The organism is Sulfitobacter sp. F26169L (assembly GCF_026410285.1).
GTDB lineage: Bacteria > Pseudomonadota > Alphaproteobacteria > Rhodobacterales > Rhodobacteraceae > Sulfitobacter.
Genome location: NZ_JAPMLP010000001.1, coordinates 677,904 through 700,634 on the forward strand (window position 1 = coordinate 677,904; position 22,731 = coordinate 700,634).

Consider the following 22,731-nt stretch of genomic DNA (forward strand, 5'->3'; position numbering starts at 1 on the left):
TGGCAAGCCTGAAAGGACAACTTATGCACTATTCCATTCTTGATCTTTGTCCGGTGCCCGAAGGCAGCACTGCTGCGGATGCCATGCGCAACACCGCCGATCTGGCCCGACATGCGGAAAGTCTGGGCTATTACCGCTACTGGATGGCGGAGCATCATAACATGGCAGGCATCGCCTCTGCCGCGACATCTGTTTTACTGGGTCATGTAGCGGGAAAAACCTCGACTATTCGGGTCGGCGCGGGGGGTATAATGCTGCCCAACCACGCACCGCTGACGATTGCAGAGCAGTTCGGCACGCTTGCAAGCCTTTATGGTGACCGGATTGATCTGGGTCTCGGGCGCGCACCGGGCGGGGATCATGCGGTCTGGCACGCCTTGCGCCGTGGCCGCACCGGCGAAGATAATTTTCCTGCCGAAGTGCTGGAACTGATGGGTTATCTGGGTGATGCAGAACCAGGCGCACCGGTTCAGGCGCATCCGGGGCAGGGTACACATGTGCCAATCTGGATTCTCGGCTCTTCGTTATACGGTGCGCAACTGGCAGCGCACTTCGGTTTGCCTTATGCATTTGCATCGCATTTCGCCCTCGACGCGCTGGAAGATGCGGCATATATCTACCGGCGTGATTTCAAACCGTCCGCCTCTCTTGCAGCGCCGAAATTCATGTTGGCGGTCAATGTGATCGGTGCCGATACAGATGAAGAAGCGGCCTATCTGCGTACATCGGTACAGCAGGCATTTGCCCGCCTCCGCAGTGGCAAGCCAAGCAAGCTGCCCGCGCCTGTCGATGACATCGACGCCGAAATCGGCGTGGCGCTGCGGCGCGGGGTGGATCAGGCGCTGCGCATTTCGGCGGTTGGTAGTCGCGAAACCGTGCGCCGGCAACTGGCCGAGCTGGTAGCGAAATACAATCCGGACGAGCTGATCCTGACGGGGCAGATCCACGACCACGAGGCGCGCAAAAAATCGTTTGAAATTGCAGCGCAGGCGTTGGAGGAATTGGCGCAAGCGGCCTAGTCGTCCGGTGAAATCAGCCCCAGACCACGCAGGTAAATTCCGATTCCGGTTTCCAGCAAATCCTCGGGCGGGAAGGGTGATGCCCGCCCGGGCGAATTGCGTGCGAACAATTCGACAACGCCATGGCTCATTGCCCAGATATGGGCTGAAAACATTGAGGCAGGCGGGCGCTTGTGCGCCGGAATATGCTGGCTGAGGTCGGTCGCTGCCTGTTCCAGCACAGCGTTTGCGCGGTTTGCCACGCTGGCCAGCGCTGCTGTGCGGTTGACCTGAACGCCGCTTTCAAACATCGCGATATAATGACCCGGATAGCGGCGCGCAAATGCCAGATAGGCGCGGCCCGTGGCCTCGAACGCTTGTAACGCTGAAGGTTGGCCGCTTTCGTACGCAAACTGCATCAAATCGCCAAAAATTTCGTAGCCCTGTAGCGCGGCTTCGGCGATCAAATCCTCGCGACCTTCAAAATGGCGATAGACTGCGGCAGGGGTGACACCCGCCTGCTTGGCTGCTTCTGACAATGTGAACCCTGTGGGTCCGCGCAGTTCGATCAGCTTTAGCGCAGCATCTACCAGCGCCTGACGCAGGTTGCCGTGATGATAGCCGCGTTTAGACATCCCAGATATCAGGCCCGCCGCAAATGGCGCTGTCGATTTCGCCAATCGTATCAGGATCCTTGCGGGTATACTCAAAACGGTGGAGTACGGTGCGGATGGCATTTAGACGTGCGCGGCGTTTGTCATCAGACCGCACGACCGTCCAGGGCGCATGATTCGTGTGACTGCGCGCAAGCGTATCCTGAATCGCGGCGGAATATTCGTTCCACAGGGACAGGCCTTTTACATCGATGCTGGACAGTTTCCACTGTTTCAGCGGATCACTTTCGCGCTTCAGCATCCTGCGCAACTGTTCTGCGCGGCCAACGTTAAGCCAGAATTTGAACAGGTGGACACCGTCCTCGACTAACATCTGTTCAAACGGCTGAACCTGATTGAAGAACTGCGTATGCTCATCGGGTGTGCAGAACCCGAACACCGGCTCAACCACCCCGCGATTGTACCAGGAGCGGTCAAAGAATACCAATTCGCCGGCAGCTGGCAGATGTTTGATATAACGCTGGAAATACCATTGCGATCGCTCTTCTTCGGTGGGCTTGGCGAGGGCGACCACGTGGGCCGAGCGTGGATTGAGGTTCATCCGGAAGCGCCCGATTGTACCGCCTTTGCCAGCGGCATCCCGCCCCTCGAAGACCATCGCGATGCGGATACCGTTTTCGCGCACCCATGATTGGAGCTTCACCAGCTCGATTTGCAGGGCATCCATTTCGCGTTCGTAAGACTTCCTGCCTTTGCGTGCGCGGTGGGGGTACGTCTCGGATAACACTTCCCCTTTTTGCGCCGATTGCACGGCCTTGCGCACATCATCGGGCGCTTCGGTTTTGAAAAAGGCGCTGATTGCGCCGTCAAATGGCAGCTCCATCGCGGCGCTCCTGTTTGTGTTTTTTTGCAATATGCGATGTTAACAAGATTAACGCAAACCCGCACGCGTAGCGGCACGGTCAATTGCATCTTCGACAGCGTCGGGGGCAACATGGTGGGGCATGTGGCCGACGTCTTTTAACACCGTCAGAACGGCGCCCTTGATCTGGCGCGCCAGCGGTTCGGAATGGACGGAGAGGGGCACGATCGTGTCTTTGTCACCATGAACAATCTCGAACGGCATCTGAAGCCCTTCATAGCGTTTAGACATCTTCACAATGTGGGGACGCAGGGAGTTCACCTGCTGGGCATTGGCGCGCAGGCTCTCGCGGCGCAGGACAAGGGCCGCGCCGACATATTCTGCGTATCCATCAGGGGCGGGTTGCGGCGCAAAGATGCTTTCAACGCTATTGTTGATAACCCGCGCGGGAACAAAGGCTGTCAGCAGTGGCACAAGCAATGCACCGCCCCATGTGCTGCCCGTCACGGTATAGGTCCACCCCAGATCGCCGGGCCAAGGGTTTGACACCGCACCCAGCATCACCACGGCGGCGGTTTCATCCGGTTGGGTCAGCGCCCAGGCCATCGCTACCGCACCGCCAAAAGAGTGACCCACAACAACAGGGCGGTCAACGCCGACAATTGCCGCCGCTTTTTGCAGCAACTCTGCCTGTTCCAGTGGCGATTCTGCCCGTTTGTTCCATGCGCCCGATTTGCCGCGTAAACGGCCGGTCCAGCCCAGTCCGGGACGGTCAAGCATGATGACGCGGTAACGATTTGACACACGATCCGCGAAATTGAATGTCCAGTCGCGCACATTGCCGCTGGCCCCGTGGATCAGCACCAGATCGGGCCCGGACCCTGCGATCAGCACATGCACGGGGGTGCCATCCACATCCACCACACGCCCCTGCGGCGGGTAGGTGGCGTTTGCAGAAGCTTCACGCGCGCCGGCACGCCACTGAACCACCACGATACATGCCAAAACAATGGCAATGAACCAAAACATACTAGCTACCGATTTTTTCAATATCATATGGCGTTGCTTGATAAATTTCCTGAATCCAGTTTCCGTAAAGCAGGTGCGCGTGACTGCGCCAGCGGTTGACGGGCGGCAAGCTGGGGTTTTCGTCGGGATAGTAATTCACCGGCACGTTGATCTGTGTGCCCGCAGCGATATCACGGTCGTATTCCTGTTTAAGCGAGTCGCGGTCATATTCGAAATGGTTAAAAACGTAGAGCGCGCGGTGGGCAGCGTCCTCCACCAAGGCCGGCCCGACCTCATCACTTGCCAGAAGCGTCTTCAGATCCGCAACCGCGTCTACCTCATCCTGCCGGATTTCTGTCCAGCGGGACACGGGGATCACGCAATCATCCGAAAATCCGTTAAGGTAAGGCGATGCAGGGGCGCGATTGGTGTGACGGAAACAACCAAACGCCTTGGCGTCCAGCATATGCTTTTTTACGCCGTGGAAATGGTTGATCATGGCCATCCCCCCCCAGCAAACTGCCATGGTGGATTGCACATTTGTCTGGGTCCAGTCCATCACGCGCTCAAGCTCTGCGTAGTAATTTACCTCGTGAAACTCCAGATGTTCGATGGGTGCGCCTGTGATAATCAGCCCGTCAAATTTTTCGTCCCACACCTCGGATACGGGGCGGTAAAAGCTCTCCATATGTTCGGCGGCTGTGTTGCGTGTTTTATGATCCGACATGCGCAGCAATGTCAGTTCGATTTGCAAGGGTGTGGCACCGATCAGGCGGGCAAACTGGTTTTCCGTCTGGATTTTTTTCGGCATCAGGTTGAGCAACGCAATACGCAGAGGTCGGATATCCTGCAACGCGGCCTGATCTTCGTCCATAACGCTGACGCCCTCGCGGGTCAGAACGTCGTAGGCGGGCAAGGCGGAAGGTATCTTGATAGGCATTGGGGGGCTCTTCTTTTCTTCTGGCGAATATCAGAGATAGAGGCAGTGACGTGCGCTCTCAAGTCTGCGCACGCCGATGTGTTCACAGTTTGGCGGTAACAAGGTCGTCAAAATCCTGCGCGCAGGTGACGGCGTGAATTTCATCAGCGCTGACCGTAATGCCGTGGCGCGCCATTGCGGCGTAACGTGGCTGGCGGTGGGCCAGCGCTTGCGCATAGGTCCAGCGGATGAACGAATCCGGATCAACTTCGTCCTCCTGTAGTTTGTTTTCGTTTAGATAATTTTCCCAGACGCGCTCCAGAAACTCGGGTTGGTAAGCCATGGGTTTGGGGGCGCGGTCAAACCGGCGGATCAGTTCCTGGGAGTGTGCCTCGTCCCCCTTGATCCAGACCAGAAGGCATTGCGCAGAAAGGTTTGCGAGCAGCGGGTCATTATCATCCTCCGGATCGATCCATTCGCAGATCGAACCACCCGTGTCACAGATGAAATGAGGATAGCCATACAGATCCTGTGCGCGCTGCCTGAACATCTGCGTGTCGTTCAGGGCGGCAATCTCGGCGGTGCGGAACTGCTGTTGGCGACGGCGGTATTCTTCCATCGGCAGGCCTCCACGCGCCGGATCACCCGGTTTGCCCAGATAGCTGGCAACGGCGGTCAGGTCGTGATTGTGGACGTTGGGTTCAAGATACATCGCATCGGCGCGTAGCAACTCCGCCAGAAACGGATCACGCATGGCATGTGCAATCAGGTTGTCCTTGATGTGCTGGTACATGCCGTTGGTGCCGATGCGGTAGTCAACCGAATAGTGAAACCAGCCGCCCTGTTGCACCAGCAGGTTGGATACATGGGTTTTACCCAAGCCCGACATGCCAAAGAACAGCACGGATTTGCGCGCGCTGGTGTGCCAGCTTTTTGCATCGGGATAGAGCATCGGGGCCTCCGCTATAGGGTTAAACTTCCCTAGCGCGCGCGCCGCAGGCGGTCAATCGCGCGCCCGTCGATGATGACAAGACCAAGGGCCAGCAAGGCGAATCCGGCATAGGCGGAATGGGTCAGTGTTTCATCCAGCACCAGTGCGCCAAGAATGATCGCGATGGGGGCAATCATCAGCGTGACCAACATCAGATTGCCGCTGCCTGCCAGTTGCAGCACACGGTAGTACAGCAAATACGCAAGCGCTGTGGCCAGCAAGGCGTAATAGCCCACGGCCAGCATGGTGCGGGGTTGCAGATCAAGCCGTATCGGGCCTTCGAAATACCACGCCATCGGGACCATGATGCAGGTGGCTGCGGTCAACATACCTGCCGCTGCCACCTGGGGCGGAAGCCCGGTAAGCCGCTTGCGCGCCCAAACCCCTGCAAAAGCATAGGAAAGTGTACCCCCCAAAACTGCAAGCTGGGCAAGCGAGGTGACATCGAAATGGCGCAGGCTGTCTGCTCCGATCGCTATGACGACACCGGCGAATCCGACTGATACGCCAACGGCCTTGCGCGTGGTCAGCCGCTCGTCACTCAGCAGCATTGCAGCGACCAGCACTCCGAAAATGGCAGCGGTTGCGTTGAAGATCGAAGTAAGACCGGTGGGAATATAAAGCTGTCCCCATGTCATCAGGCTGAAGGGCAGGGCGTTGTTCAGCAAGCCCATGCCTGCAAATGCGATCCAGACCTGCCGGCCACGGGGCAGGGGAATGCCGCGCGCGATCACATAGACCCACAGCACCACAGCCGCCCAGCCGACGCGGTGGGCCACAGCCGTCAGGGGCGGGATTTCGTCAAGTGCTATGCGGATCGATAAAAACGATCCGCCCCATAGCGTTGCGAGCAGGGCGAGGAGCCCCCACGCTTGCGGAGAAATTGTGCGTTGTGTCATTAGCCCTGCCTATCGAAATGCGCCGCTGTGGACGATCCGGAAATTGCGCAAAGTGTCAGGCGCGTTTGCGCGTCTCATTCCAGATATTTAGGTAATTGGCAAAGAAGATAATTGCCGCGCCGACAAACACCCAAACCTCCAGTGGTTCATCGTACAGAACCATCGCAACGATCGCGATGACGGGCAGGCGCGCGAAATCAAGCGGGACAACCACCGTGGCAGGTGCGATTGCCAGCGCGTTTGTCAGGCAGAAATGGGCCAGCAATCCTGCGCAGCCGACCAGAAAAAGATAAGGCAGGCTTCCGGAGGTGGGGAGCGCGATGTCACCGTCATAACCAGCCGCAATCAGGCCGAACACCAACTGGATCGAAGTTAGGAAAAACAGGATAGATGTGATGGAGTTGTCGCGCGTCAGGCGTTTAGTCAGCATGTTTGTCATAGCGAAAAAGATCGCCGCTGTGGCCGCAGCAACCAGACCGATATCGAAGGTTTCGATGTCCGGGCGCGCCACGATCAGGATGCCGATAAACCCCATGACCGCAGCCAGCCCGCGTATCCGCGTCATCCGCTCACCCAGAACGAGCGGGGCAAGCACAGCAACCCAAAGGGGGGAGGTGAACTCCAAGGCGAAGACCTGCGCCAGCGGCACCAGCGCCACAGCGTAAAACCACAAGTTCTGTCCGGTAAAATGGAAGATATTACGTACAAAGTGGCGTCCGAACTGATCAGTGCGGATTTCGTGCCAGCGGTTTTTATAAACCGTGATACCGACCACAATCAGCACGCCGACCAGACTGCGATAAAGCATGATTTCGAACGTATCGTAATTGGCAGACAGATCACGGCCCGCGACAGCCATAAATGAAAATGACGCAATTGCGCCTGTCATCCACAATGCCGCTTTGAGAATCACGTTCATGAGACACAGTTAACCTTGTCACCGTATGGACTGGTGGCATCCTTATTCAAAGGATCAGTTGCGCTGCTGGACTGGCGAACTATATTGAGGGCTAGGCTGTACCGGCATCTGTTTCCACATGCCGCGCCGATTATTCCCATTCGATGGTGCCAGGAGGTTTTGAAGTGATGTCGTAGGTCACGCGGTTGATTCCGGGGACTTCGTTGATGATTCGTGTGGCTGTTTCGCCAAGAAATTCATGACTGAACGGATAGTAATCGGCGGTCATCCCGTCCACCGATGTAACCGCGCGCAGGGCACAGGCAAAATCATAGGTGCGCCCGTCACCCATCACACCCACAGTGCGTACAGGCAGAATGGCGACAAATGCCTGCCAGATATCGTCATAAAGGCCGTGTTTGCGAATCTGGTCGATATAGACAGCATCCGCCTCGCGCAGGATGTCGAGTTTTTCACGGGTGATTTCACCGGGGCAGCGAATGGCAAGCCCCGGACCGGGGAAAGGATGACGCCCGATGAACGTTGCAGGCAGGCCAAGTTCACGACCCAAGGCGCGCACTTCGTCTTTGAACAGCTCGCGCAGGGGTTCGACAAGTGATAGCCCCATTTTTTCGGGCAAGCCACCGACGTTATGGTGGCTTTTGATTGTCACGGAGGGGCCGCCCGAGAACGACACGCTTTCGATGACATCTGGATAAAGTGTGCCTTGAGCGAGGAATTTAGCATCCTCGATTTCATTGGCATATTTCTGGAACACGTCGATGAACAGGCGGCCAATGATCTTGCGCTTGGTTTCGGGGTCGGACTGGCCTTCGAGTTCGCCCAGAAACAGTTCGCGTTCATCAGCGTAAATGACCTTCAGATTCATGTTGTCGCGAAACATCGTGACAACCTCGTCGGCTTCGTTTTTGCGCAACAATCCGTGATCGACAAAGACGCAGGTGAGCTGATCACCGACGGCCTCATGGATGAGAGCGGCGGCAACAGACGAATCGACGCCCCCCGACAGGCCGCAGATCACATGGCTGTCGCCAACCTGCTCGCGGATTTTTTCAATGGCTTCCTCGCGGTAGGCCCCCATGGTCCAGTCGCCGGTAAAGCCCGCAAGACGCACGAAGTTTTCGAAAAACTTCAGACCGTTGGGAGTATGGTGCACCTCGGGGTGGAACTGTACTGCGTAAAAGTTGCGGGTTTCATCCGCAGTGATCGCAAACGGTGCGTGCGGCGACGTGCCAAGAACCTCGAAACCCGGTGCGATCGCGCTGACATGATCGCCGTGACTCATCCAGACCTGTTCACGATCGGTCAGGAACCACCCCTCGAGAAGCGCTGATTTTGTGGCTCCCGGCGTCACATAAGCGCGCCCGAACTCTTTGGTGCTGTGACCGGTTTCTACTCTGCCGCCCAGCATCTCCATCATCACCTGTTGACCGTAACAGATGCCCAATACCGGTACGTCAAGTTCAAAAACCTGTTCTGGCGGGCGCGGGGAGGCGATATCGATCACCGAGGCAGGGCCGCCGGAGAGAATGACCGCTTTGGGGGCGAAGTCAGCCAGAAAGGCGTCGTCCACGACGTTAAACGGGTGGATCTCGCAAAAGACGTTAAGTTCACGCAAGCGGCGGGCGATCAACTGTGTGACCTGGCTGCCGAAGTCGATGATGAGAAGGCGGTCATGGATGTGATGTGTCATATGCTCTGATTAGGGGGGCTGGCTGCGCGTGGCAAGGTGGATTTGGGGGCCAGCCCCCGCCTTGGACAGGCCAAGGCGCCCCCGGGATATTTTTGGCCAAAAGAAATAGAGGCTTTGCAATTGTGTGAATGTCGCTTTTCTACCTGCGCCGCCGTAATCCGTGTGGGCGTCGGGGCAGGATTGGCGTAGGTATTGCGCAGCAGATTCAATTGGGAACATGACATGGCAGAAGCAGCACGGCGCGCACGTGGCGGGGGTGGGGCAGCGCGGCGCGCAGCCCGGACAGCAGTTTCATTCGAAACCGCAAAGTATATTGAGCGCAATATCCCGAACTTCGAGGTTCTGACGGAAGAGGCATTGGAAATTATCGAGGCCAACGCCGAAACGGTTTTGGAAGAAATCGGTGTTAACTTTCCTGACAATCCGCGCGCGCTGGAACGCTGGCGCGAGGCTGGCGCGGATGTGCAGGGAGAGCGCGTACGTCTGCCAAAAGGGCTTGCGCGTGAGTTGATCAAGACAGCGCCTTCTTCCTACACGCAACATGCGCGCAATCCTGAACGCAATGTTGTGATCGGCGGTAAGAACCTTGTCCTGGCGCCGGTTTATGGTCCGCCGTTTGTGCGTGATGTTGCAGGCGGGCGGCGCTATGCCACGATGGAGGATTTCCGCAAATTTGTGAAGCTGGGGTATATGTCGAAATGGTTGCACCATTCCGGCGGGACCGTTTGCGAGCCAACAGATATTGCGGTGAACAAACGCCATCTGGACATGTTGCATGCGCATATGACGCTGAGCGACAAGCCGTTCATGGGATCTGTGACCGAGCCGTCACGCGCGCAGGATTCGGTAGATATGTGCGGTGTGCTGTTCGGCGAGCAGTTTGTGCAGGAAAATACGGTGATGACCTCGCTGATCAACATCAACTCTCCGATGACGTTTGATGATGTAATGATGGGAGCGCTGGAGGTGTATGCGCAGAACAATCAAGCCTGTATCATATCGCCCTTTATTGTTGGCGGCGCGATGGCGCCCGTGTCAGTGGCAGGAACGCTGACGCAGGTTTTGGCAGAGGCTCTGGCCGGTATCGCCTATAGCCAGTTGATCAGGCCGGGGGCACCGGTGATTATGGGCGCGTTTGTAACATCGATCGATATGAATTCGGGTGCGCCGACGTTTGGAACGCCGGAAGCTGCGCATATTACTTATGGTGCGGGGCAACTGGCGCGGCGCCTCAACCTGCCGTATCGCTCGTCGGGATCGTTCTGCGGCTCGAAGTTGCCGGATGCGCAGGCTGCCTACGAGACTTCCAATAGTTTGAATATGGGTCTTCTGTCGGGTGTGAATTTCATGTTGCATGCCTGCGGTTGGCTTGAGGGAGGACTGGTGTCATCGTTTGAAAAATTTGTGATGGATGCTGACCAGTTGGGTGCGTTGCACCATTTGGCGCGCGGCGTTGAGATCGACACAAATGCCCAAGCGATGGATGCGATCCGTGAAGTCGGACCGGGTGGACATTATCTGGGCTGTGAACACACGCAGGCGAATTTCAAGGCGGCTTTCTGGAAATCCGATCTGCTGGATTATAAACCGTTCGAGACATGGGAAGACGAGGGCGCGCGTGATACGCAGACCCTCGCCAGTCTTCGGGTTGAAAAGATGTTGGGAGACTACCAGCAACCGCCGATGGATCCTGCGATATCGGAAGCGCTGGATGCATTTGTCGCGCAGCGCAAGGCAGCAGAGCCTGACAGCTTTATGTAACTAGACAAGCTGCGGGCCCGACTGTGCGGCCCGCAGCGCACGTGCTTCCCCAACGATCGCAATCAGAACATCCACGTGGCGGATCAGGTTGTAGGCGGCATCATTTGTGGTGCGCTTTTCTTCCAGATCGGCCTCTAGCGCCACCAGCCGCATCAAGGCATCGCCATAGCGCGGCAATACGCCGTAGCCCAGAAGGCGCGGCAGGTGCCCTGTGCGGCGGTAATCCTGCGCACCGATACGGGCCGCGCGCATCAGCAGGCGGGGGCGGTGTAGTGTGGCGAGTAGGGTATGGATGTCTTGCATTGTTTTTCACTCCGGAAGTGGCCTGCGACAGAAAACAGGGCGGTTACGGGATTACTAAACACGGTTTTTGCGGGTGTTGCGTTTTGCACAAGATGACCGCACGGCTGATTTATGATTGTTTATCTTTTGTAAACAATCATGTCCCTCACGGTTTATCTTAACCGACAGGTAACCAATTCATCTTTAGGTTGCGTTTACCTGTTGTTAATTGCGCTGAGGAGGGACACTCAGAAATGGGACAGACAACACTCGAAATTGAACAAATAGAACATCGCGGTGGAAAAGTCGCGGGTGATTTGCCCTGCTGGGTGCCACAATCCGTGCAAAATTATATCGATCACACAGAAATGGGCGTGCCGATCCGTGCGCTGGCACGTAAACAGGGATGTCATGCCTCTACGGTGCTGCGCCAAATTAGGCGGGTCGAAACGTTGCGGGACGATCCGCTGGTTGACGGGGTTCTAAAAACGTTGGGCGCAGATGTTTTGCCTACACACAATGCTTCAGGCGGCAACGATGCAGAGGGATCCGCGCGATTGGACAGCGTGCCGGATACGGCGCAACTGAGCGCCGAGGGCATTCGTGTGCTGCGCCGCTTGTGTGAAACCGGTGCGGTACTGGCTGTGGCGATGAACATGGAAAAAGGTGTAATTGCGCGCGCAGGGCAGGCGGCGCAAAATTCGCCGACTTGTGTGGTCGACAGATCGATGGCCGAAGCGATGGCCCTTAAGGGATGGATTGCGGTGTCGGGTACGGGCAAGATCACGCGATACCAGATCACTGCATCAGGGCGTAGCGCCCTTGCCGATATGATGGCGCGCGATGAAAGCGCACATGCCAATGGAGAGGCGGACGGCGAAACCGGTTTGCCCGGTGAGGCACCGCGGCGCATCCGGTATGGTATGGCCGAAAGCCCGATTGCCGCCCTCGCGAGGCGCCGTGATCGCGAGGGTGACCGATTTCTCAGCGATGACCTAGTGCATGCCGGAGAGCGGTTGCGCGAGGACTTTGAAATCGCCCAGATGGAGAATGCAGTGGCCCGTAATTGGGAACTGTTTTTGCAGAATATCCGTACCGGTCATGTGCCTGAGCCGGTCGATGCGCCACGCGGCGCGCAACAGGCGCACCGTCGGGTGGTGGCCGCGTTGCAAGATCTCGGTTCAGGCCTGTCGGATGTAACCTTGCGCTGCTGTTGCTTTCTGGAAGGCCTGGAGACGGCGGAAAAGACGCTTGGCTGGTCGGCGCGGTCGGGAAAAATTGTTCTGCGGATCGCGTTGATGCGCCTCAAACAGCATTACGCGAAAAACGCGGATTCCGGAGGCGCGCTGATCGGATAAACCACCGGCAGGAATTAGCATAGCGGCAATGCGCCACGGGAGGCTTTTGTTTAAGCTGTGATGTGTTAGATAATGCGCGTACAGCACATGAGGTTTCCATGCGTGATTTGAAGATACCCGAAATGCGCCACCCTGAAAAGGCGCGCCGCCCCGATATTCCGCAGCCGAAAAAGCCTGATTGGATCAGGGTCCGCGCGCCGGGTGGTGCGGGTTATGACGAAACCGCCAAAATCATGCGTGAAAACAAGCTGGTAACTGTCTGCGAAGAAGCGGGGTGCCCGAACGTGGGCGAATGCTGGTCGCAAGGTCATGCAACCATGATGATAATGGGCGAGGTTTGTACCCGCGCCTGTACATTCTGCAACATCGCCACGGGTAAACCGCCGGAAGCGCTGGATGCATTCGAGCCGGGGCGCGTGGCTGATGCAGTGGCCAAGCTTGGCTTGAACCATGTTGTTATCACCTCGGTTGACCGTGACGACGTCGAGGATGGAGGTGCTGAGCATTTCGCACAGACCATTCGCGCGATCCGCCACCGCGCGCCGGATACCACGATCGAGATTTTGACGCCTGATTTTATCAAGTGTTCGCCGGAAGCGCTTGAAAAGGTTGTGGAAGCGCGTCCTGATGTGTTTAACCACAATCTTGAGACAGTGCCCGGCCTGTACCCCGAAGTACGTCCGGGCGCGCGCTATTTTCACTCGTTACGCTTGCTACAGCGGGTGAAAGAGCTTGACCCGTCCATGTTTACAAAGTCCGGCATTATGGTCGGTTTGGGCGAGGACCGTCAGGCGGTGATGCAGGTGATGGAAGATATGCGCGCCGCCGATATCGATTTTCTCACCATTGGGCAGTATTTGCAGCCGACCCCGAAACACCACCGTGTTGACCGGTTTGTTCATCCTGACGAATTCAATGCGTATGAAAAGGCAGCGTACGGCAAAGGGTTCTTGATGGTATCGGCAACACCGCTGACGCGGTCAAGCTATCATGCGGGTGATGATTTTGCGCAATTGCGCGCGGCGCGGAATAAAAAGCTGGGTATTGCCTGAGGCAATGCATTTGCGTCGCGTTGCAAGGGATTGATTTATCGCTGTATTCCCCTTGGAACGCGTTCCGCTTTTGCCCATTCCGGCCAAAAACCATAATGTTCCAGCCCTACAATGATCAGCGCGATGATAATGGCAGCAAAAACCAGTTTCACACGCTTGGTCGAGGGCGGGTTTTTCGCCCAGAGCCTCGCGCGCATCAGGTGGCGTGGGTCAAGCATCGCCGGTCTTAACTTTCATCGATGAAACGGACCTTGCCGATGTAGGGCAGGTTTCTGTTACGCTGCGCAAAATCGATCCCGTACCCGACAACAAACTCATCCGGTATCTCGAACCCTGTGTGATCGGCGCGCAGGTCCACTTCGCGACGTGACGGTTTGTCCAGCAGCGCAACCGTGCGCAGACGCGCGGGTTTGCGCGCGCGCAGCATTCCCGTCACATGGGCTAGTGTATGACCGGTGTCTACGATATCTTCGACCAGCAGTACATCACGGCCTTCAATTCCGCCGCGCAAGTCTTTGAGAATACGGACTTCTCTTGTGCTTTGCATCCCGTCTCCGTAGCTGGACGCCTCCAGAAAGTCGACCTCGATCGGTAGATCCAACTCGCGCACCAGATCAGCGATAAATACAAATGATCCGCGCAACAGGCCGACGACAATCAATTTGTCCGTATCAGCAAATTCCGTCTGGATTTCCTCGCACAACGCCTCTATCCGCGCCGCAATGGATTTTGCGGAAATCATCTGGTCTATGACATATGGACGCGTGGACATGGCCACCTCTTGATTGTGTCGCCCTGAGGGCTTTGATACAGCGCTAGCTAAACGGATCTAGGAAATCAATGCCCACCCACTCAGAGACACGCGTGCTGCCCTACAGCGCCCAGCAGATGTATGATCTTGTTGCAGATGTGCAGCGGTATCCCGAATTCCTTCCATGGACCGCTGCCGCGCGCATCAAAAGCGTTCAGGACAAGGGCGATCACAGCGTCATGGACGCCGATCTGGTCATCTCGTTTAAAGTGTTCCGCGAGCGGTTCACATCGCGGGTGGTGCTGTGGCCTGAGGCGAAGACGATTGATACAGAATACCTGGACGGACCGTTCAAGTATATGAAATCAAACTGGGCTTTTGCCGATGTCGAGGACGGCTGCGAAGTGCGTTTCTTTGTGGATTTCGAGTTTAGAAACGCGATTTTGCAGAAAATCATCGGTGTGGTGTTCAACGAAGCGATGCAGCGGGTCGTCAAAGCGTTTGAGACGCGCGCTCAAGCGCTTTATGGCTGAGCCTGTCAGGGGAGGACAAAGACGCCATGGGGATTACTGAACAATTCGTTAAACTCGCAGCAACAGACGTGCCCGAAGCGGTTGCAGCAATGGTGCGTCTATCTTTTTTCGACTGGGCGGCCTGCGGCATTGCAGGGGCGGCAGATGACCGGTTCGCGCCGTTTCGCCGCGCCCAGTTGATCGAGGAAGGGCCAGCGCAGGTGTTTGGTGGTGATGCAACAGGTGCCGCTTCGGCTGCGCTGTTGAACGGCACTTTCGGTCATGCACTTGATTTCGACGATATGCATTTTGCTTTTATGGGCCGCCCTTCTGCTGCGGTATTCCCCGCGGTCATCGCCCTGGCGGAAACCCTAGATACGCGATTGACTGACGCGGTCGATGCGGCCGCCATTGGCATGGAAGCCGCAATAATGGCGGGGCTGTGGCTGGGCCGCGGGCATCGGAGTGCAGGATTCGAGCAGACCGCCACGGCGGGGGCGTTCGGCGCAACGCTGGCCTGCGCGCGTCTGCTGGAACTGGACAAGGCACAGATACGCAACGCGCTGGGAATTTGCGCGAGCATGGCATCAGGTCTAGGGGTGCAAGCAGGGACGATGACGCAACCGTTGCACGCAGGGTTGGCGGCGCGAACGGGTGTCGAAGCGGCACTTTGGGCGCAGACGGGGTTAAGCGCCGCGCCGGATGCACTGGACGGGCCAAAAGGGTTTGCGCGGACGCATCAGGGCGATCTGGCAGAGGTAAAGGCGCCGCGCAAAGAATGGTACGTCACCACCATCAGCCACAAGTTCCACGCCTGCTGCCATGGTCTTCATGCCATGCTTGAGGCCCTGAGCGGGTGCGATGTGCAGGCAGACCGGATCAGCGGCATCAGAATTCGTACCCATCCCTACTGGATGGACAAGTGCAATATCGCGGCACCGAAAACGGGGCAGGAGGCGCAAAACAGCCTGACACATGCCGCCGCGATGAAGGTGCTGGGCCATTCAACGCAATCACTGGATGATTTCAGCGGCGCCGTTGCGCGCGACGCGTCTGTTTGTGCCTTGCGCGACAGGATTGATGTTATGCCGGATGAAAAGCTGGGCGTGGCCCAATCACTTGTCACACTCACCCTCGACACCGGCGAAGTGCGCCGCTTGCGCCATGATCTTGATACGCAGGTGACACTCGAAGCGCTGGCCGACAGGTTGTTGAAAAAAGCGCCCGCGTTGATCACTCAAGAGAAGGCGGATAGCCTATGGCAGGCGGTGATCGGCCCTGATCTGGATGCAGTCACGGCTTGTTTCAATGGCGGTTGAGGTAGGGCAGCCAAAACCGGTTGCCCCGACAGATCGATATGTCAACTGGTTAGATCATAGGCCCGTTCGCCGTGCAGGGTGGGGCCACGCCTGTTGACATCGGTTTAATCACTGACGCGCAAGAACGGTATAACGCGCTACTCAGGTATCATTCCCGCAGTTATCATTGCGAATGTTTCCGATAATCAGCGGTGGGGAACCAATCTGGCGATCCACGTGCCAGCGCCCAGTGCTGTAATCATCACCGTGCCGTAAATGCCGCCCTGACCGTGTTTGGCGATATCGTCAATCATATCTTCGACCTTGGATTTGCCGGAGGATCAGAAAAGCCGTTTCCTGACACAGAACGCTCGCCACGCCACCTTTATTCAACGCCGCAATTGACCGTCAGTTGAGATCCCTCGTTGAACCCGAACCGGCAGACCAGAGGTAACAAGCATCAATCATGACAAAGGCGGGGTGGTGATCTGGTCTTTGTGCGCAGCAAGGAAAGGCGCGGGAATTCCGGCAGCTTCATACGCCACTATTCCAGTTGCAAAAACGTGGACGCCTGTCCGCCGATAATAGCATAACAATGACAAAAACGATCCCCTTGGCGGACTCCCCCAAAAGCAATGCAGGGGTGATGATCGCGAGAGCCATCTGAAACGGGAAAAACAGAATCTCGGGCCGTTGCCATTCTAGTTCCGGGGGATGACGCGGCATAATCCGATTTTTGTACAAACAGCCGGCGAGGTTTGTATCGCCATTTCGATAACCGATGGAATACTCCAGTGAAAACCGCAGGACGCGCAACAGACATGCGCTGACGTAGTTATCTCTGGATATTCGGGAGCAGATCACGCTTATCAATCGGCCCACAATCGGAAAATCTTCAGTCGTATCATCAACTTTGCTGTATAAGTACGTTCATATGGTATCTACTCCAATTGATGATTGAGGAAGAGCCTGACGTAAAACAGACCAATAGTGACGCACTATCGCGCATTCTGGATAATAGGCCGTCAGTCAAGACGAGCGGGCCTATTTTTCGGCCAATGCGCAAAGTGCGTTGTGGAGTAGCATCAAGGCATGATCACGCGCAGCGGTACGCACGGCGTTGCGACCAAGGGCGCCGAACTCGACCGTTTGGGTGCTGCACCCTTGCGATCCAGCGATGCCAAAGCAGACACGACCTTCAGGTTTGTGTTCAGATCCGCCGGGGCCGGCAATGCCGGTTACGGATACTGCCAGTTGCGCCGCACTGTTGGCCAGCGCGCCGCGCGCCATTTCTTCGGCCACCTGTTCGGACACCGCGCCGAACGTGTCCAGCGTTTGGGCCCCCACGCCCAGCATTTCGATCTTGGCGGTGTTGGTATAGGTCACAAAACCACGTTCGAATACGGCTGACGACCCCGCCAGATCGGTCAGCGCGGTGCTGACCATTCCGGCGGTGCAGCTTTCTGCGGTGGCGATCATCACGCCCAGCGCTTGCGCGCGTGAAAGGATATCAGAACGCATGGTAAATACCTGCCAGAACAACAACGCCGATGGCGGCGAACACACCTGCAAACACATCGTCCAGCATCACACCCAGCGCATCACCACGCCTGTCGGCCCAGCCGATGATCCAGGGTTTCCAGATATCAAACAGACGGAACAGCGCAAAGGCCGCAATCCAGCCGGGCCACATGACCGTGATGTCGATCCCCATCCGCCAGCTTGCAATCGACAGGGGCAGCAGGGCAATCCATTGGCCGACCAGCTCGTCGATCACAATTTCGGACGGATCGTGGTCTTCCTTGCCCGCCGTCATTTTCGAGGTCGCCCACCAACCCTTCAAAAACGTAGCGACAATGCCCAGCGCTAGCAGAGGGAAGCCACCGATCACATGCACCAGCCACGCCCACGGCAGCGCCACCAGTGACCCCCACGTTCCCGGCGCAGGCCGCAGATACCCCACCCCCAGAACGGTGCCGATCATCCGCGCAATCATGATTTCACCAAGGTCGCTGTGGCAATGCAGGCAATCCCTTCGCCGCGTCCGGTAAAGCCCAGACGCTCGGACGTTGTGGCTTTGACCGATACGCGGTCTGCATCGATTGCAACCATTTCGGCCACGGCGGCGCGCATCGCGGCGGCATGTGGCCCGACCTTGGGATGTTCACAGATCAGCGTGCAATCTACGTGGGTCAGGGTAAAGCCGCGATCGCGCGCAAGCTGCGCCGCGTGGCGCAGGAAAATATGGCTTTGCGCCCCTTTCCACTGCGGATCGGAGGGGGGGAAATGCGTGCCGATATCCCCTTCGGCCAAAGCGCCGTAAATGGCGTCCGTAATAGTGTGCAGTCCCACATCGGCGTCGGAATGGCCCACCAGACCCCGATCATGCGGGACTTTCACACCGCACAGCATTACATGATCGCCCTCGCCAAAGGCGTGTACGTCGAAACCGTTACCGGTGCGTATGTCCATTCTCTTCTCCAGTATCCGCGCCGCGCGGGTAAAATCCGCCGGCGTGGTAATTTTGATGTTATCGGGCTCGCCTTGGGTAATCGCAACCGAAAGCCCTGCCGCGCGTGCAATCGCCACATCATCCGCAGCGATGCCGCGATAGGCCTCATGCGCTGCGATGATCGCTTTGCGGTGAAATCCCTGCGGCGTCTGCGCGGCAAACAGCCCTGTGCGGTCTTTGGTTCCGCTCACCACACCGTCCGCTCCGGTCCAGAGCGCATCTGTCACCGCCAGCGCGGGCGCGGCGCCGCTGTTATGCGCCAAGGCGGCAATGACGTCACTGATCACTGCTTCGCTGACACAGGGGCGCGCCGCATCGTGGATCAACACCCCCTCGCAAGGCGGTAGCGCGGCAAGACCTGCGCGCACAGACAGGCTCCGCTCGGCATCACCTTGGGTGACGGCGATGCCGCGCGCCTTAAATCGGGGGGCTTTGTGCATGTCGTCGGGATGCAGGACAACCAAGATACCAGTTACCTGAGGATGCCGTTCAAAGGCTGCTATAGTATGATCCAGCACGGATTTGTCGCCCAGCAACTGCCATTGCTTGGGCTGCGCGCCACCGGCACGGGTGCCGCGTCCGGCAGCAACAATCAGGGCGCAAGTGTGCATAGGGCTCTCTTTCATCATCTTCCTGCCAGTCTTAGGAAATCCCGCGTTCCGGCGCAATGCGTGGACACATCGGCCCGGCGGCATACAGTGCCCGTTTTTTGAGCACTTCGGCAGAGCGTTACCACCGCAGCTTTACCGAATTTATTGTATGTCTTTGCCGCTTGGGCTATCGGAAGGACGACTGCCTAAGGATTAAGCACCTACCGCTATGACTTTTCCGCTAGACCTGACGCCCCCCGTTTTTCTGGCCCCCATGGCTGGCATTACGGACTTACCCACCCGTAATCTTGTTGCGCGGTTTGGCGCGGGGTTGGTTGTGTCCGAGATGATCGCATCCGGTGAATGGCTTACCAAACGCCCCGGCACCCGCGAAAAGGCGGAACTGGGCCTTGGCGTGGCGGGGACTTCTGTGCAGATCGCGGGGCGCGAGGCTGGGCCGATGATTGAAGCCGCCAAAATGATCGCAGGGCAGGGCGCACGGATCATCGACATCAACATGGGCTGTCCGGCCAAGAAAGTGACGCAGGGGGCCTCAGGCTCCGCGCTGATGAAAACCCCCGATCACGCCCTGCACCTGATCGAGGCAGTGGTTGGCGCGGTTGATGTGCCTGTCACGCTTAAAACCCGGCTGGGCTGGGATGATGCAATGCTGAACGCCCCCGAAATTGCGCGCCGGGCCGAAGCGGCAGGCATTACGATGATCACCATCCACGGGCGGACCCGCTGCCAGTTTTACAAGGGCCGCGCCGATTGGGCCGCGATCCGGAATGTCGTGGATGCGGTGGATATTCCCGTCGTGGCAAACGGCGATATCGTGGATACGGTCACCGCGCGCATGGCGCTGGCCCAATCGGGCGCAAAAGGCGTGATGATCGGCCGTGGGATACAGGGCCGCCCGTGGCTGCTGGCGCAAATTGCGCACGATATTTATGGCACCATAGCGCCCGAGATTCCGCAAGGGCGCGATTTTGTCGACATGGTGCTGGGGCACTATGATGATCTGTTGCGGTTCTACGGCACCAAACTGGGCCTGCGCGTCGCGCGCAAACATCTGGGCTGGTACATGGATCATGCGGGCACGCCGGATGCCGCCCGCCGCGCGGTACTGACCGCGCGCAGCGTGGAAGAAACTACCATTCTGCTACCCGAAGCGCTTTATTCCGCCCCGCAAGGAGCGGCTGCGTGAATCCCGTCGCCCCAAATGTGGCTGAGCGCGCATTGTGGGCGTCGCTGCCGGTTCCGGCGATTCTGGTTGGACCGGACAATCTGGTTATTGACGTGAACGCCGCAGCCGAGGGGTTTTTGAACGCCTCTGCCAAGGCTGTTTTCGGTCTGTCTGTCTGGAACGCTGTGACGATTGATGCACCTCTGGAGGGCGCATTCGCGCGCGCGCGTGACACCCAGACCACGCTTTTCGTTAACGATGTTGACGTCGGCAGCCCCCAGCGCGCGCCGTTGCAATCACAGGTGCAGATTGCGCCGCTGACGGGGGCGACAGGGGTAATGATCCTGATGATCTCGCCGCGCGAACTATCGGGGCGGATGACCCAAAACCACAGCGTAAAGGCAGCCGCAAAATCCGTAATCGGCATGGCCGAAATGCTGGCCCATGAAATCAAGAATCCTCTGGCTGGCATCACCGGTGCCGCGCAACTGCTGGGTATGAACCTGTCGCCCCAAGACCGTGAATTGACCGATCTGATTGTGGTTGAAAGCCACCGCATCGTAAAACTGCTGGAGCAGGTGGAACAGTTCGGCAACCTTACGCCGCCAAATCGCGGGCCGGTTAACCTGCATGACGTGCTGGACCGCGCGCGCCGCTCTGCGCGTTTGGGATTTGGCGCGCATATGCAGATTGTTAAGGATTATGATCCATCCTTACCAATGGCGTGGGGCGATACGGACCAACTGGTGCAGGTGGTGCTAAACCTGATCAAAAATGCCTCCGAAGCGGCGGGGGAGCAGGGCGGTACAATTAGATTGCACAGCTTTTATGAACATTCGTTCCGGTTACGCCGCGCCGATGGACAGGGCGTTGCCCTACCACTCCAGATCGAAATTATCGACAATGGGCCGGGATTGCCCGACCACATCGCGGAAGATGTATTTGAACCATTTGTGTCGGGACGTGAAAACGGCACCGGACTGGGCCTTGCGCTGGTCAGCAAGATCATATCCGAGCATGATGGTTGGGTAACGGTCAGCTCGAAACCGGGCGAAACGGTATTCCGCATTTCGCTACCGCGCGCAGACGCAACTGAGCAGAGCATGAAAACATCGGGCAAAGCCCCCGAACAGAGGAGTTAGGAATGGATGGCACGGTTCTGGTTGCGGATGATGACCGCACCATTCGCACAGTTCTCACTCAGGCTTTGACACGTGCAGGCTGCAAGGTTCACGCAACTTCGAGCCTGACCACACTAATGCGTTGGGTGGGCGAGGGGAAAGGCGATGTGATCATAACCGATGTGATGATGCCAGATGGTAACGGGCTGGAAATGCTGCCGAAAATTGCACAAGATCGCCCCGATTTACCCGTGATCGTGATTTCCGCACAAAATTCGATTATGACTGCAATCAAGGCCGCCGAGGCGCAGGCACATGACTACCTGCCCAAGCCTTTTGATCTGCCCGATTTGTTGAAAAAGACTGCGGGTGCGCTTGCACGGCAAGACTTACCGCGACGAACGCGCGAGCCGATCACATACAATGAACAGGAAGAATTGCCATTGGTGGGTAAATCTGCGGTGATGCAATCGCTTTACCGCATGATAGCACGGGTGATGAACGCTGATTTGCCCGTGCTGATCTTGGGGGAAAATGGCACCGGGAAATCCCTAATTGCGCGCGCGATCCATGATCTCTCCGACCGCCGCGCACAGCCGTTTGTTATTCTGAGCGAGGCGGATTTGCAGGACGCGGACGGCCCTGAGCGTATACTGGCACGTGCGCGCACCGGAACCGTGTTGATCGACGCAATCTGTGATCTGGCCCCGCAAGCACAGGCGCGCATTGCCCGTCTGATGGACAGCGACGGCGACAGTGAAAACCGACCGCGGTTTATTGCGACGTCCCAGGTTGATCTGGCAGATGACACAGGTCAAGGCGCGTTGTTGCGCCGCGATTTGTACTACAGGCTCAGCGGTGCAACCCTCAACGTGCCATCCTTGCGAGACCGAATCGAAGATATCCCACTGCTGGCAAACCATTTTCTTGAAAAAGCAGATGCCGGAAAAGGCGCACCGCATGTTCTTTCCTCCGGCGCGGAGAAGGTGTTTGCGCGCTATCCGTGGCCGGGAAACGTGCGACAGCTTGAACATGCAATTCAGCAGCTGGTCCTGACAAGCCAAGCGAGCGAAATCTCGGCAACCGAGGCGGCGCAGCTTGTGGGGGGCCAATCGGCGGCGGAACCGATCCCGACAGCACCTAGTGCCGAAAAGCTGGGCGAAAGTTTGGAGCGACACCTCAAGCGGTACTTTGAACTGCATGGCAGTGCACTGCCTCCTTCCGGATTGTACCAGCGAATCCTGCGCGAAATCGAGGCACCGCTGATCGAAATCGCACTGGCTGCAACTGCCGGAAACCAGGCAAAATGCGCCGAGCTTTTGGGCATTAACAGAAATACCTTGAGAAAGAAGATATCAGACCTCGAAATAGAGGTTACACGCGGTAGAAAAATGATGTAAAACTG

23 protein-coding genes are annotated in these 22,731 nt (G+C 57.4%); 9 read left to right on the forward strand and 14 right to left on the reverse strand.

Going from position 1 to position 22,731, the window contains the following annotated elements; all coding sequences use genetic code 11:
* The first annotated feature begins 23 nt into the window (after window positions 1-23).
* Window positions 24-1,019: an LLM class flavin-dependent oxidoreductase gene (locus OS189_RS03230; protein WP_267165832.1), complete on the forward strand. Its 996-nt coding sequence runs from the start codon at window positions 24-26 to the stop codon at window positions 1,017-1,019.
* On the opposite strand, the gene OS189_RS03235 is transcribed toward OS189_RS03230, so the two are convergent.
* The 8 genes from OS189_RS03235 to guaA all read right to left on the reverse strand — a co-directional run bounded on the left by OS189_RS03235 (window position 1,016) and on the right by guaA (window position 8,903).
* Window positions 1,016-1,633: a TetR/AcrR family transcriptional regulator gene (locus tag OS189_RS03235; protein ID WP_267165833.1), complete on the reverse strand. Its 618-nt coding sequence runs from the start codon at window positions 1,631-1,633 to the stop codon at window positions 1,016-1,018. The two genes, OS189_RS03230 and OS189_RS03235, sit on opposite strands and share 4 nt — an antisense overlap.
* The gene (gene ppk2, locus OS189_RS03240) at window positions 1,626-2,495 is read right to left on the reverse strand and encodes a polyphosphate kinase 2 (protein ID WP_267165834.1); all 870 of its coding nucleotides are present in this window, start codon (window positions 2,493-2,495) and stop codon (window positions 1,626-1,628) included. Before ppk2 ends, OS189_RS03235 begins: the two co-directional genes overlap by 8 nt.
* Before the next feature lie 48 nt (window positions 2,496-2,543).
* The gene (locus OS189_RS03245) at window positions 2,544-3,503 is read right to left on the reverse strand and encodes an alpha/beta fold hydrolase (protein ID WP_267165835.1); all 960 of its coding nucleotides are present in this window, start codon (window positions 3,501-3,503) and stop codon (window positions 2,544-2,546) included.
* Between the two features lies 1 nt (window position 3,504).
* Entirely contained in the window at window positions 3,505-4,422 is a 918-nt protein-coding gene (locus OS189_RS03250; protein ID WP_267165836.1) for a homoserine O-succinyltransferase, read from the reverse strand.
* A gap of 82 nt (window positions 4,423-4,504) precedes the next feature.
* The gene (locus OS189_RS03255; RefSeq protein ID WP_267165837.1) at window positions 4,505-5,353 is read right to left on the reverse strand and encodes an ATPase; all 849 of its coding nucleotides are present in this window, start codon (window positions 5,351-5,353) and stop codon (window positions 4,505-4,507) included.
* 29 nt (window positions 5,354-5,382) lie between these two features.
* Entirely contained in the window at window positions 5,383-6,291 is a 909-nt protein-coding gene (locus tag OS189_RS03260) for a DMT family transporter (protein WP_267165838.1), read from the reverse strand.
* A gap of 55 nt (window positions 6,292-6,346) precedes the next feature.
* On the reverse strand, window positions 6,347-7,210 hold the full coding sequence (locus OS189_RS03265) for a DMT family transporter (RefSeq protein WP_267165839.1): 864 nt from the start codon (window positions 7,208-7,210) through the stop codon (window positions 6,347-6,349).
* 130 nt (window positions 7,211-7,340) lie between these two features.
* Window positions 7,341-8,903: a glutamine-hydrolyzing GMP synthase gene (gene guaA / locus OS189_RS03270; RefSeq protein ID WP_267165840.1), complete on the reverse strand. Its 1,563-nt coding sequence runs from the start codon at window positions 8,901-8,903 to the stop codon at window positions 7,341-7,343.
* 222 nt (window positions 8,904-9,125) lie between these two features.
* Between guaA and OS189_RS03275 the strand changes: the two genes are divergently transcribed.
* Window positions 9,126-10,664: a trimethylamine methyltransferase family protein gene (locus OS189_RS03275; RefSeq protein ID WP_267165841.1), complete on the forward strand. Its 1,539-nt coding sequence runs from the start codon at window positions 9,126-9,128 to the stop codon at window positions 10,662-10,664.
* Here OS189_RS03275 and OS189_RS03280 read toward each other — a convergent pair whose 3' ends face one another.
* Window positions 10,665-10,967 carry a DUF6477 family protein gene (locus OS189_RS03280; RefSeq protein WP_267165842.1) on the reverse strand — a complete coding sequence of 101 codons (303 nt, stop codon included), beginning with the start codon at window positions 10,965-10,967 and terminating at the stop codon, window positions 10,665-10,667.
* Window positions 10,968-11,200: 233 nt separating this feature from the next.
* Between OS189_RS03280 and OS189_RS03285 the strand changes: the two genes are divergently transcribed.
* Together OS189_RS03285 and lipA are read left to right on the forward strand one after the other, a co-directional pair.
* Entirely contained in the window at window positions 11,201-12,304 is a 1,104-nt protein-coding gene (locus OS189_RS03285) for a DUF6456 domain-containing protein (RefSeq protein WP_267165843.1), read from the forward strand.
* A gap of 98 nt (window positions 12,305-12,402) precedes the next feature.
* A complete protein-coding gene (lipA, locus tag OS189_RS03290) occupies window positions 12,403-13,356 on the forward strand; it encodes a lipoyl synthase (protein ID WP_267165844.1) in 954 nt (317 codons plus the stop codon).
* 35 nt (window positions 13,357-13,391) lie between these two features.
* On the opposite strand, the gene OS189_RS03295 is transcribed toward lipA, so the two are convergent.
* Both OS189_RS03295 and hpt read right to left on the reverse strand, forming a co-directional pair.
* Window positions 13,392-13,574 carry a hypothetical protein gene (locus OS189_RS03295; protein ID WP_267165845.1) on the reverse strand — a complete coding sequence of 61 codons (183 nt, stop codon included), beginning with the start codon at window positions 13,572-13,574 and terminating at the stop codon, window positions 13,392-13,394.
* Window positions 13,575-13,582: 8 nt separating this feature from the next.
* Window positions 13,583-14,128 (reverse strand): hypoxanthine phosphoribosyltransferase, encoded by a 546-nt coding sequence (gene hpt / locus OS189_RS03300; protein ID WP_267165846.1) that lies wholly within the window; start codon window positions 14,126-14,128, stop codon window positions 13,583-13,585.
* A gap of 68 nt (window positions 14,129-14,196) precedes the next feature.
* Between hpt and OS189_RS03305 the strand changes: the two genes are divergently transcribed.
* Window positions 14,197-14,640, forward strand: coding sequence for a type II toxin-antitoxin system RatA family toxin (locus tag OS189_RS03305; protein WP_267165847.1), 444 nt, complete (start codon window positions 14,197-14,199; stop codon window positions 14,638-14,640).
* Window positions 14,641-14,666: 26 nt separating this feature from the next.
* Window positions 14,667-15,938 (forward strand): MmgE/PrpD family protein, encoded by a 1,272-nt coding sequence (locus OS189_RS03310; protein ID WP_267165848.1) that lies wholly within the window; start codon window positions 14,667-14,669, stop codon window positions 15,936-15,938.
* A 1,023-nt stretch (window positions 15,939-16,961) separates the two neighbouring features.
* Here the strand turns inward: OS189_RS03310 and OS189_RS03315 are convergent.
* Genes OS189_RS03315 through OS189_RS03325 form a run of 3 tightly spaced genes read right to left on the reverse strand, consistent with a single transcriptional unit; the run spans window position 16,962 to window position 19,040 of the window.
* Complete coding sequence (locus OS189_RS03315) at window positions 16,962-17,438, reverse strand: CinA family protein (protein ID WP_267165849.1); 477 nt, start codon at window positions 17,436-17,438, stop codon at window positions 16,962-16,964.
* Window positions 17,428-17,913, reverse strand: coding sequence for a phosphatidylglycerophosphatase A family protein (locus OS189_RS03320; protein WP_416237441.1), 486 nt, complete (start codon window positions 17,911-17,913; stop codon window positions 17,428-17,430). Before OS189_RS03320 ends, OS189_RS03315 begins: the two co-directional genes overlap by 11 nt.
* The gene (locus OS189_RS03325) at window positions 17,910-19,040 is read right to left on the reverse strand and encodes a bifunctional 2-C-methyl-D-erythritol 4-phosphate cytidylyltransferase/2-C-methyl-D-erythritol 2,4-cyclodiphosphate synthase (protein ID WP_267166063.1); all 1,131 of its coding nucleotides are present in this window, start codon (window positions 19,038-19,040) and stop codon (window positions 17,910-17,912) included. The genes OS189_RS03320 and OS189_RS03325 overlap by 4 nt, the downstream gene beginning before the upstream one ends.
* A gap of 208 nt (window positions 19,041-19,248) precedes the next feature.
* On the opposite strand from OS189_RS03325, the gene dusB reads away from it, so the two are divergent.
* The 3 genes from dusB to OS189_RS03340 are packed head-to-tail and all read left to right on the forward strand — an operon-like array spanning window position 19,249 to window position 22,726.
* Window positions 19,249-20,226, forward strand: a complete 978-nt coding sequence (gene dusB / locus OS189_RS03330) for a tRNA dihydrouridine synthase DusB (protein WP_267165850.1) — start codon at window positions 19,249-19,251, stop codon at window positions 20,224-20,226.
* Window positions 20,223-21,347 (forward strand): two-component system sensor histidine kinase NtrB, encoded by a 1,125-nt coding sequence (locus tag OS189_RS03335; protein ID WP_416237442.1) that lies wholly within the window; start codon window positions 20,223-20,225, stop codon window positions 21,345-21,347. Before dusB ends, OS189_RS03335 begins: the two co-directional genes overlap by 4 nt.
* 2 nt (window positions 21,348-21,349) lie before the next feature.
* The gene (locus OS189_RS03340) at window positions 21,350-22,726 is read left to right on the forward strand and encodes a response regulator (protein ID WP_267165851.1); all 1,377 of its coding nucleotides are present in this window, start codon (window positions 21,350-21,352) and stop codon (window positions 22,724-22,726) included.
* The last annotated feature ends 5 nt before the right edge of the window (window positions 22,727-22,731 follow it).